Source organism: Streptomyces kaniharaensis, assembly GCF_009569385.1.
GTDB classification, from domain to species: Bacteria; Actinomycetota; Actinomycetes; order Streptomycetales; family Streptomycetaceae; genus Kitasatospora; species Kitasatospora kaniharaensis.
This window is the reverse complement of the sequence record NZ_WBOF01000001.1, coordinates 3,549,930-3,561,289: the sequence shown is the minus strand read 5'-3', so window position 1 is coordinate 3,561,289 and position 11,360 is coordinate 3,549,930. Positions and strand designations below refer to the sequence as shown.

Annotated in this window: 5 protein-coding genes; 3 read left to right on the top strand and 2 right to left on the bottom strand. The window is 73.6% G+C overall.

The genetic code is table 11. The features are described 5' to 3' along the window. Window positions 1-56 precede the first annotated feature (56 nt). Both F7Q99_RS16275 and F7Q99_RS16270 read left to right on the top strand, forming a co-directional pair. Entirely contained in the window at window positions 57-8,246 is an 8,190-nt protein-coding gene (locus tag F7Q99_RS16275; protein WP_153462262.1) for a type I polyketide synthase, read from the top strand. 4 nt (window positions 8,247-8,250) lie between these two features. After that, window positions 8,251-9,411 (top strand): acyl-CoA dehydrogenase family protein, encoded by a 1,161-nt coding sequence (locus F7Q99_RS16270; RefSeq protein ID WP_230210237.1) that lies wholly within the window; start codon window positions 8,251-8,253, stop codon window positions 9,409-9,411. An 82-nt stretch (window positions 9,412-9,493) separates the two neighbouring features. Here F7Q99_RS16270 and F7Q99_RS16265 read toward each other — a convergent pair whose 3' ends face one another. Beyond that, window positions 9,494-9,685: a hypothetical protein gene (locus tag F7Q99_RS16265; RefSeq protein ID WP_153462260.1), complete on the bottom strand. Its 192-nt coding sequence runs from the start codon at window positions 9,683-9,685 to the stop codon at window positions 9,494-9,496. A 50-nt stretch (window positions 9,686-9,735) separates the two neighbouring features. Continuing rightward, window positions 9,736-10,641, bottom strand: coding sequence for a mycothiol conjugate amidase Mca (gene mca, locus F7Q99_RS16260; RefSeq protein ID WP_153462258.1), 906 nt, complete (start codon window positions 10,639-10,641; stop codon window positions 9,736-9,738). 240 nt (window positions 10,642-10,881) lie between these two features. Between mca and F7Q99_RS16255 the strand changes: the two genes are divergently transcribed. Then, the gene (locus F7Q99_RS16255) at window positions 10,882-11,295 is read left to right on the top strand and encodes a DUF4307 domain-containing protein (RefSeq protein WP_153462257.1); all 414 of its coding nucleotides are present in this window, start codon (window positions 10,882-10,884) and stop codon (window positions 11,293-11,295) included. Window positions 11,296-11,360 lie beyond the last annotated feature (65 nt).

Here is an 11,360-nt window from a genome sequence, read left to right as displayed (position 1 = left end):
CGGAACTTATGCACGCGTACGAGGCCGAGCGACGGCCCGATGACCAGAGGATCCCGATGAACGACCATGCCGTCGCCGTGGTGGGGATGGCCTGCCGCGTCCCGGGTGCCGACGACATCCATGCCTTCTGGCGGATGCTGCGGGGCGGTGAGGACGCGATCACCGAGGCACCCGCGGACCGGGCCCACGACGTCCCGGAGCTGGCGCCGTTCCGCCGGGGCGGGTACCTCGACCGCGTCGCCGACTTCGACGCGGGCTTCTTCGGGATCTCACCGCGCGAGGCCGCGGCGATGGACCCGCGCCAGCGCATGGTGCTCGAACTGAGCTGGGACGCCCTGGAGGACGCCTACCTCCCGCCGGACAGCCTGCACGGCAGCGCCACCGCGGTCTTCCTCGGCGCCACCGGCGACGACTACGCCTCGCTGGTGCACCGCCACGGCGCCGACGCGCTGTCCCACCACTCCATCGCCGGTCTGAGCCGGGGCCTGATCGCCAACCGGGTCTCGCACCGACTCGGCCTGCACGGGCCGAGCCTGACCGTCGACACGGTCCAGTCCTCCTCCCTGGTCGCGGTGCAGATGGCCTGCGAGAGCCTGCGCTCGGGCGCCGCCCGGCTCGCGCTGGCCGGCGGCGTGCACCTGAACCTGGTGCCGGAGAGCACGCTCGCCTTCGCCCGCTCCGGCGCGCTGTCGCCGGACGGCCTCAGCTACACCTTCGACGCGCGCGCCAACGGCTTCGTCCGCGGCGAGGGCGCCGGCGTGGTCGTCCTCAAGCGCCTCGCCGACGCCCTCGCCGATGGCGACCCCGTCTACTGCGTGCTGCTCGGCGGCGCGGTGAACCACGACGGCGACGGCCAGGCGCTGACCGTCCCCGACGGCGACGCGCAGCAGGCCCTGCTGCGGCAGGCGTACGACCGGGCGGGGGTGGACCCCGGGCAGGTGGCGTACGTCGAACTGCACGGCACCGGCACGAAGGTGGGCGACCCGGTCGAGGCGAGCGCGCTCGGATCGGTGCTCGGCACGGCCCGCGACGCCGAACGGCCGCTGCTCGTCGGCTCGGTGAAGACCAACATCGGCCACCTCGAACCGGCCGCCGGCGTGCTGGGCCTGATCAAGGTCGCCCTGTCGATGAAGCACGGGATCCTCCCGGCGAGCCTCAACTACGAGAGCCCGAACCCGGAGATCCCGCTGGAGCAGTGGAAGCTGCGGGTCAACGCGCAGGCCCGGCCCTGGCCCGAGGGCCCCCGGCTGGCCGGCGTCAGCTCGTTCGGCGTCGGCGGCACCAACTGCCACCTCGTCGTCGCCGACCACCTCGCCTCCAGCCCGGCGCAGGAGGCCCCGGTGCAGGAGGCGCCGGTGCAGGAGGCGCCAGAGCTCTCCGCCCCGGTGCCCGTCGTGGTCTCGGGCGCGTCCGCGACGGCCGTGCGGGCCCAGGCCGAGCGGCTGCGGCAGTGGCTGGAGTCCCGGCCCGAGCTGCGCCCGGCCGATGTCGGCTACTCCACGGTGACGACCCGTTCGGCGCTCAAGCACCGCGGCGTCGTCGTCGCCGCGGACCGCGCCGAGTTGCTGGACGGCCTCACGGCGCTCTCGGCGGGCGAGCCGTCGGCGGCGGTCGTGGCGGGATCCCCCACGGAGACCGGCTCCGGCGTCGTGTGGGTCTTCCCGGGCCAGGGCTCCCAGTGGGTCGGGATGGCCCTGGGCCTGTGGGAGTCGTCCCCGGTGTTCGCCGCCCGGATGACGGAGTGCGAGCAGCTGCTGAGCGGCCTCGTCGACTGGTCGCTGCGGGACGTGCTCGGTGACGAGGCGGCGCTGGCCCGCGTGGACGTGGTCCAGCCCGCGCTGTTCTCGGTCATGGTCTCCCTGGCCGAGGTGTGGCGCTCGGCCGGTGTGGTGCCGGACGCCGTCGTGGGGCATTCGCAGGGCGAGATCGCGGCCGCCTGCGCGGCCGGCCTCATCTCACTGGCCGACGGGCTCCGGCTGGTCGTCGGGCGCAGCCTGGCCATCGACGCCGGGCTCTCGGGCCGCGGGACGCTGGCCTCGCTGGCCGTGCCCGCCGAGCAGGTGGACCAGTCGCGGGTCTCGGTCGCGGCGGTGAATGGCCCGAACGCGGTCGTCATCGCCGGCGCCGTCGACGCGGTGCACGAGGTCGTGGCCGAGTACGAGGCGCAGGGGATCCGCGCCAAGGTCATCCCGGTCGACTACGCGTCCCACTCCTCCCACGTGGAGGCGATCCGGGACGAGGTGCTGCGGGCCGCCGACGGCATCACGGCGACCGACAGCGGTGTCGCGTTCTATTCGACGGTCACCGCCGGCCCGGCGGAGGCGGCCGAGCTGGATGCCGAGTACTGGTACCGGAACCTGCGGCAGCCGGTGCGGCTCTCGGAGACCATCACCGCGCTGGCCGAGGACGGGTACCGCGTCTTCCTGGAGATCAGCCCGCACCCGGTGCTGACCACGGCCATCGAGGACACGGCGGCCTCTTCTGCCGTCCAGGGCGGCGTGGTGGTCCAGGGCACGCTGCGCCGGGGCGACGACGAGGCCCGCCGTCTGCTGCTGTCCATGGCCGAGCTGTACGCCCTGGGCCTTCCGGTCGACTGGAGGCCGGCCTTCCCTGACGCCCGCCGGGTGGAGCTGCCCACCTACGCCTTCGAACGGCAGCCGTACTGGGTCTCCGGCGAGCGGGCGGCGTCGCACGTGCCGCCGTCGGCCGCGGGCACCGGGATTGCCGAGACCGCCCAGACCGCCCAACCCGCCCAGCCGGAGCCCGCCGGGATGCGCGAGCAGGACCTGTGGAAGCTGGTCCGCTCGCAAGCGGCAGTGGTGCTCGGCCACCCCGACCCGGCGCTGATCGGAGCCGACAGCACGTTCAAGGAGCTCGGCTTCGACTCGGTGACGGCCGTCGAACTGCGCAACCGGCTGAACACCGCGGCCGGACTGCGGATGCCGACCTCGCTGCTGTTCGACCACCCGACCCCCGCCGCAGTCGTCCGGCACATGCGCGAACAGCTGTCCGGGCCCGGCGCCGACCGGCCCGCCCACCGGGCGAGCACCGCCTCCTCCCCCGCCGCACCGGCCGACGACCCGATCGCGGTCATCGGCATGGGCTGCCGGCTCCCCGGCGGCGTGAACTCGCCGGAGGACCTGTGGCGGCTGGTCTCCGAGGGCGGGGACGCGATCTCGGGGTTCCCTGACGACCGCGGCTGGCAGGTGGCCCCCGGCGCGGACTTCCCCCGCTGGGGCGGCTTCCTGGCCGGTGCCACGGACTTCGACGCCGCCTTCTTCCGGATCAGCCCGCGCGAGGCGCTGGCGATGGACCCGCAGCAGCGGCTCGTACTGGAAACGGTGTGGGAGGCGCTGGAGCAGGCCGGTCAGGACCCGGCGGCGCTGCGCCGCAGCCGGACGGGCGTCTTCATCGGCGCCATGGCCCAGGACTACCTCCCGCACCTGGAGGACGTCCCCGACAACCTCGGCGGCCACGCCCTGACCGGAAGCGCCACCAGCGTGGTCTCCGGCCGGGTCGCCTACGCGCTGGGCCTCGAAGGGCCGGCGGTGAGCATCGACACGGCGTGCTCGTCGTCGCTGGTGGCGATGCACCTGGCGGCCCAGTCCCTGCGCTCGGGGGACTGCTCCCTGGCGCTGGCGGGCGGAGTGACGGTGATGTCGACCCCCGGCATGTTCATCGAGTTCGCGCGCCAGGGCGGGCTCGCCGCCGACGGCCGCTGCAAGGCGTTCTCCGCCGCGGCGGACGGCACCGGCTGGTCCGAGGGCGTGGGCGTGCTGGTGCTCGAACGCCTCTCGGACGCGCGGCGCAACGGGCACCGCGTGCTGGCCGTGCTGCGCGGCAGTGCGGTCAACCAGGACGGCGAGAGCAACGGGCTCACCGCCCCGAACGGACCGTCGCAGGAGCGGGTCATCCGCCAGGCGCTGGCCGGCGGCGGCCTGTCCCCGACGGACGTCGACGCGGTCGAGGCGCACGGCACCGGCACGTCCCTGGGCGACCCGATCGAGGCCCAGGCGCTGCTGGCGACGTACGGGCAGGACCGCGAACAGCCGCTGTGGCTGGGGTCGGTGAAGTCGAACATCGGACACACCCAGGCCGCGGCGGGGGCCGCGGGCATGATCAAGATGATCATGGCCATGCGGCACGGAGTGCTGCCGCGGACACTGCACGCGCAGGAGCCGTCCCGCCAGGTCGACTGGTCGTCGGGTGCGGTCGAGCTGCTGACCGAGCAGCAGCCGTGGCCGGCGGCCGACCGGCCGCGCCGGGCCGGTGTCTCGTCCTTCGGGATCAGCGGCACCAACGCGCACGTCATCCTCGAACAGGGCGATCCCGCCGAGCCCCAGGAGCGGGCCGACGAGCAGGAGCCGGCCGGCCTCGTGCCGTGGCTGGTCTCGGCGCGCGGCAGCCGCGCGCTCGCCGGGCAGGCGAAGCGGCTGCGGGCCGCGGCGTCCGCCGAGCCGGCGCCGCGGGTGGCCGACGTGGCGCACTCCCTCGCTGCGGACCGGACGGCGTTCGACCACCGCGCGGTGGTGCTGGGCTCCGGGCGGGAGGAACTGCTGGCCGGACTGGACGCGCTGGCTCAGGGCGACCGCTCGGCGGCCGTGATCACGGGCAGCGCGGCGGCCACACCGGGCGTCGGCGTCCTGTTCTCCGGGCAGGGCAGCCAGCGGCTCGGCATGAGCCGCGAACTCGTGCGGACCTTCCCCGCCTTCGCGCGGGCCTGGGCCGAGGTCTGCGCCGAGCTCGATCCGCTGCTGGACCACGCGATCGACGACGTCGTGACGGCCGAGCCCGACTCCGGGCAGGCGCCGCTGCTGAACGAGACGGCGATGACGCAGCCGGCTCTCTTCGCCTTCGAGGTGGCGGCGTTCCGGCTGCTGGAATCGCTGGGCGTCTCCCCCTCGGTCCTGGTGGGCCACTCCATCGGCGAGCTGGCCGCCGCCCATGTGGCGGGGGTCTTCTCGCTCGCCGACGCGGCGCGCCTGGTCGCCGCCCGCGGCCGGCTGATGCAGGCCCTGCCCAAGGGCGGGACCATGCTGGCCGTCCAGGCCGACGAGGACGAGGTCACCGACGCGTTGGAGGGATACGAGGAGTCCGTCTCGATCGCCGCCGTGAACAGCCCCACCTCCACGGTGGTCTCCGGCGCCGAGGACGCGGTCGCCGAGATCGAGACGACGCTCGCCGCCATGGGCCGCAAGACGACGCGGCTGCGGGTCTCGCACGCGTTCCACTCGCCGCTGATGGAGCCGATGCTGGATAAGTTCCGCGAGGTGGCGCGGTCGGTGTCCTACGCGGCGCCGCGCATCCCGGTCGTCTCGAACGTCACCGGCGGCCTGGCCGAGGGCGGTGCGCTGGAGCAGCCGGAGTACTGGGTGCGCCACGTCCGCGAGGCCGTGCGGTTCGCCGACGGGGTGCGTGCCGCGGTGGCGGCCGGGGCGGAGGTCCTGGTCGAGGTCGGCCCGGACGGGGTCCTGTCCGCCATGGCGCGGGAGACCCTGGCCGACTCGGCACCCGACCTGCCCGTGGTCGCCGTCGTCCGCAAGGACCGGTCCGAACCCCGAGCGGCGGTCGAGGCGTTGGCGCGACTGCACGTGGCGGGCGTGCCGGTCGACTGGCAGTCCTACCTCGGCGCCGTCGGTGCCGCCGGGCGCCACGTCGACCTGCCCACCTACGCCTTCGACCGGCAGCGGTACTGGGCACAGCCCGCGAAGCCGCAGGGCGATGTCGGCAGCGCCGGACTCGCCGCGGTCGAGCACCCGTTCCTCGCCGCCTCCACCGACCTCGCGGTCGGCGACCAACTGGTCCTCAGCGGCCTGATCTCGTCGGCCGACGACCCCTGGCTGGCCGACCACGCCATCTTCGGCACCGTGGTCCTCCCCGGGGCGGCCTTCGTGGAAGCGGCGCTGCACACCCTGGACGACGCGGGGTGCCGGAGCGTGGAGGAACTGACCCTCCAGGCGCCGCTGCTCCTCGGCGAGGACGCCGTCCGGCTCCAGATCATCGTCGGCGCGCCCGAGGAGTCGGGCCGGCGCCCCATCGGTGTCCACTCGCGTCCGTCCTCGGCGGCGGGCTCGTGGACCACGCATGCGACCGGCTTCCTGTCCACCGGCACGGGGCCGGTGCCCGACGCGTCCGCCTCCGACGTGTGGCCGCCCGAGGGAGCCGCGCCCGTAGACCTGGCGGACTTCTACCCGGAGCTCGTCGACCGCGGCTACGTCTACGGGCCGGCCTTCCAGGGGCTGCGCGCCCTGTGGCGGCAGGGCGACGAGGTCTACGGCGAGGTCCGGCTGCCCGGCGACGTCCCCCGCGCCGGCGCCGGGTTCGCCGTGCACCCGGCCCTGTTCGACGCGGCGCTGCACCCGATGCTGTCGCTGCTGACCGGCTCGGATCCCACCGAGGTGCTCCTGCCGTACTCCTGGTCGGGGGTGACCGGCCACGCGCTCGGCGGCACGGACCTGCGGGTCCGGATCGCCCGCAAGGATGCCCACGAGGTGTCGCTGCAGATCACCGGCCCCGGCGGCACGCCGGTGCTGTCCGTGGAGTCGCTGACGCTCATGCCGGCGTCCGTCGAGCAGCTGGCCGGCGGGAACGCCGCGGACGCCCTGTACGCCGTCGACTGGACGGCGCTGTCCGAGGCGCCCGCCCCCGGCGGCTCGGTGCCGGGGGCGGAGTTCGCCCACGTGGCCCCGGGTGGGGACGGGGACGTCCCCACGGCGGCACGGGCGAGCGCACAGCGGGTGCTCGACCTGGTGCAGAAGCGGCTGCGGGACGAGCGGTCCGACCAGCGTCCGCTGGTGATCGTGACGCGTCGCGCGGTGGCGGTCACCCGGGACGAATCGCCCGACCTGTCCGGCGCCCCGGTCTGGGGCCTGGTCCGGTCGGTGCAGGCGGAGCACCCGGACCGGTTCGTCCTGGTCGACACCGACGAGGACCAGGCGTCGCTGCGGGCGCTGAAGACGCTGGATCTGTCCCGCGAGCCGCAGCTGGCCCTGCGCGGCGGCGTGGCGTACGTGCCGCGGCTGGCCCCCGCGCCGACCGCGCAGGCCGCACCGCCGGCCTGGAACCCGCAGGGCACGGTGCTGCTCACGGGCGCGACGGGCGCTCTCGGCGCGCTGTTCGCCCGGCACCTGGTGACCGAACACGGGGTGCGGCACCTGCTGATGCTCAGCCGGCGCGGATCGGCGGCACCGGGAGCGGCCGACCTGGCCGCGGAGCTGGCCGCGCTCGGAGCGGGCGTCACACAGGCGGCCTGCGACGTGTCCGACCCGGCCGCGCTCGCCGAAAGGATCGCGGAGATCCCGGCGGAGGCACCGCTGACGGCGGTCGTCCACCTGGCGGGCGTGCTCGACGACGGCGCCGCGGAGTCCCTGACGCCGGACCAGCTGAACCGGGTGTTCCGGCCGAAGGTCGACGCAGCCTGGCACCTGCACGAGCTGACCAAGGACCTGGACCTGTCGGCCTTCGTCCTGTACTCGTCCGTCGTCGGGACGCTCGGCAACGCCGGCCAGGCGAACTACGCCGCGGCCAACGCGTTCCTGGACGCCCTGGCCGCGCACCGCAAGGCCGCCGGCCTGCCGGCGATGTCGCTGGCGTGGGGCCCGTGGGAGCTGGGCATGGCCGGCACCCTCGGCCAGGCCGATCTGGCCCGGTTCCGGCGCAACGGGATGGTGCCCCTGGACGCCGCGAAGGGGGCCGCGCTGTTCGACACCGCGCTCGCCCTCGACACGGCGACGGTGGTGCCCGCCGTGGTCGACGCGTCCGCGTTGCGGCAGCTGGAGTCCGTGCCCGCGCTGCTGCGCGGCATGGCCCCGCCCCGGCAGCGGCGCGTCGAGGAGCGCACCGAATCGACGATCGCCCAGCGGCTGGCGGCCTTGTCGCCCGACGAACAGCGCGGTGAGCTGCTGGACCTGCTGCTCGCCACGGCGGCCGTCGTGCTGGGCTACGCGGACGTCGACGACATCGACGCCGACATGTCCTTCAAGGAGATCGGCTTCGACTCGCTGAGCGGGGTGGAGTTCCGCAACCAGGTCAAGAAGGACACGGGGGTCCAGGTCCCCGCGACGGTGATCTTCAACTACCCGACCCCGGCGGCACTGGCGGAACGGATCCGGGAACTGCTGTTCCCGGAGGACGCACCGGACGTGGAACTCCGGGAAGACGACGAGGACTCGGCAGCGGACCAGCTGGATGACGAGATCGACGCCCTGGACGTCGACGACCTCATCCAGCGCGCACTGAATGAGTAGTGGGATGATGAAATCTGAAGACCTGAAGGCCGTCCGCCGGTTCGTCAAGGAGCATCTCGACGGCCGTCACGCCGAGTTGGACGCGTTCGAGGAGAAGCCCTCGGACGTCTACGAGCGGTTCCGGGAGACCGGGCTGGCGAACTGGTGGCTGCCCGAGTCGCTGGGCGGCCGGGGCCTGAGCCTGGAGGACGGTGTCGAGATCGTCAACGAGCTCGCCTACGGCGACGCCGGTGTGGCGTTCACGTCGTTCATCTCGGTGCTGGGCACCAGCATGGTGCAGCTGTACGGCTCCGAGGAGTTGAAGGAGCGCCACCTCAGGCCGATGGTCGAGCGGGGCTCGTTCTGCGCCACGCTGGGCAGCGAGCGGACGGCGGGCAGCGAACTCGCCAAGATCGACACCGTGGTGGCCGTGGACGGGGACGAACTCGTCGTCACCGGCGAGAAGTTCTTCTCCACCAACACCGACTTCGCGGACTTCCTGCTGGTCGTCGGCCGTTCGGCCGAGGACCCGGAGCAGTCCGCCATGGTGCTGATCCCGCGCGACACCCCCGGCATCGAGATCGTGAAGCGCTGGGACGTCATCGGCGTGCGCGCCTCGTACACCTACCAGGTCAGCCTCAAGGGCTGCCGGGTGCCCGTCGCCAACCGCCTGGAGGGCTCGGGCCTGCGGCTGCTGGAGATCGGCCTCAACGCCAGCCGCATCCTGATCGCCACCACCGCGCTCGGCATCGCCCGCCGCGTCCGCGACCACTGCATGACCTACGCCAAGACCAAGCCGCTGCACGACGGCACCCTGCTGGACAGCCAGGTGTTCGCGGCCAAGCTCGGGCAGATGGAGATGCAGATCGACGTGATGAAGAGCCACCTGCTGCGCGCCGCCCGCGACTACGACGCGATCATGGCGAACCCGGACGCCGCCGACCTGTTCCACCGGCAGGGCACCCTCAAGTCCGCGCTGACCGCCAAGATGTTCTGCGGCCAGGCCGGTTGGGAGGTGGCGAGCGTCGGCTCCGAGATGTTCGGCGGGCTCGGGTACACCCACGAGTCGCCGATCGGCAAGCTGATGCGGGACATGCGCTACGTCTCCGTCGTGGAGGGCGGCGACGACGTCCTGCGCGATCTGGTGTTCGGCCGGTACGTGATCCCGGTGCCGCGCCGCTCGTAGGACCGACCGGCCCGCACGTTCGTCCGACCCCCCGGCCCTGGCCCCCGGCCCCGCGCACCGGCGCTCGGCCGGGGGCCTGCCGTCACTCCTTGGGGGCTTCCGGCTCCTCCGTGAAGTCGACCTTCTTGAACTGCCGGTTCATCGACTTGGCCAGGAACCAGGTGGCCGCGCCGAGGGCGGCGAACACGACGAAGCCGAGGAGACCGGGGGTGACCTTGGCGTCGTCGACCGCGAGGTCGGCGGCGAGGTGGAGGAGGTTCACGGGGGCGCTCATATCTCTATGGTGGCCCGGCTCACACGGAGCCGGGCCATCGGGGGGGTGGGTCAGTCGCGCGTGTCGGCGGCCTCGGCCGCCATGGTGGGGGTGCGCAGGCCGGCGAACAGGTCGTCCTCCGGCAGGTCCACATCGATCAGGGTACGGGCGAGCTCGTAGTCCTCGGTGGGCCAGACCTCGCGCTGGACCTCCAGCGGGACGCGGAACCACGGGCCGTCGGGGTCGATCTGGGTGGCGTGGGCGATCAGCGCGCGGTCGCGGGTCTCGAACCAGTCGTCGCAGCGCACCCGGGTGGTGATCTCGCGCTCCTTGCGGCCGCTCTTCTCCCAGCCCGCGATCCACTCGCCGTACGGCGAGTCGTGGCCGTGGTCGGTGAGGTACTGGTGCAGGGCGCGGATGCGGCCCATCGGGAAGCCGTGGTTGTAGTACAGCTTCAGCGGCTGCCAGGGCTCGCCGGCGTCCGGGTAGGCGTCCGGGTCGCCGGCGGCGTCGAAGGCCACCATGGTGATCTTGTGGGTCATGATGTGGTCGGGGTGCGGGTAGCCGCCGTTCTCGTCGTAGGTCGTGATGACCTGCGGCTTGAACGCGCGGATGAGCCGGACCAGCGGCTCGGCCGCCTCCTTCACGTCCTGGAGGGCGAAGCAGCCCTCGGGCAGCGGAGGCAGCGGGTCCCCCTCGGGGAGGCCGGAGTCGACGAAGCCCAGCCAGGCCTGCTTGACCCCGAGGATCGCGCGCGCCTCGTCCATCTCCTTGCGCCGCACCTCGTGGATGTTCTCCTCGATGTACGGGTCCCCCTGGAGCTTGGGGTTGAGGACCGACCCGCGCTCGCCCCCGGTGCAGGTGGCCACGAGCACGTCCACCCCCTGGTCGACGTACATGGCCATGGAGGCGGCGCCCTTGCTGGACTCGTCGTCCGGGTGGGCGTGCACCGCCATCAGTCGCAACTGCTCAGTCAACGCCTTGCGTTCCTTCCAGATAGTCCGGGCGTCCCGCGAAGTCCGGTCCGCCCGCCGTCCGAGCCGCTCACTTCGGGACCGCGTCGCCGCGGGACCGGCCGTCGTACACCCGCCGGCGCGGCCGAGCCCTGCCCCCGCCGCATCGGCCGCGGGCGTGCCCCTCCTATAGTGACGGACTGGAGGAGCGTCGCATTCCCCAGCACCACCCGCGCGGCCCTTCCCCGGAGAGGAATCGGCCCCATGAGTGCTGACACCGTCGCCCCCCAGCCGCCCCAGGGGCGCTACGGCCGTCGCGACGACCGCGATTCGGACCGCCGCCTGAAGGTGGTCGGCGCGGTCTGCGGCGTCCTGGGCCTGGGCGTGGTCGCCTGGCTGGGCGGCTCGTACCTGCTCCGGGAGACGGCGATCAACGGCTCGGTGCCGACCTTCGAGGCGGTCTCGGACGCCGAGGTGCAGCTGCACCTGGCGGTGCGCAAGAGCGACGGGACGGCCGGCAGCTGCACGGTCCGCTCGCAGGGCCGGGACGGCTCGGTGGTCGGGCTGGCCGACTTCCCGGTCCCGGCCGCCGGGTCCAGCTACGACGCGGTGGTCAGCCTGCGCACCACCGCCCGGGGCACCACGGCCGAGCTGCTGGGCTGCACGCCCGCCGGATGACCCGCGGATGACCCGCGAACCGGCCGGGTATTCGGTGGCGTCCGGCCGGGCGACCGGCGCATATT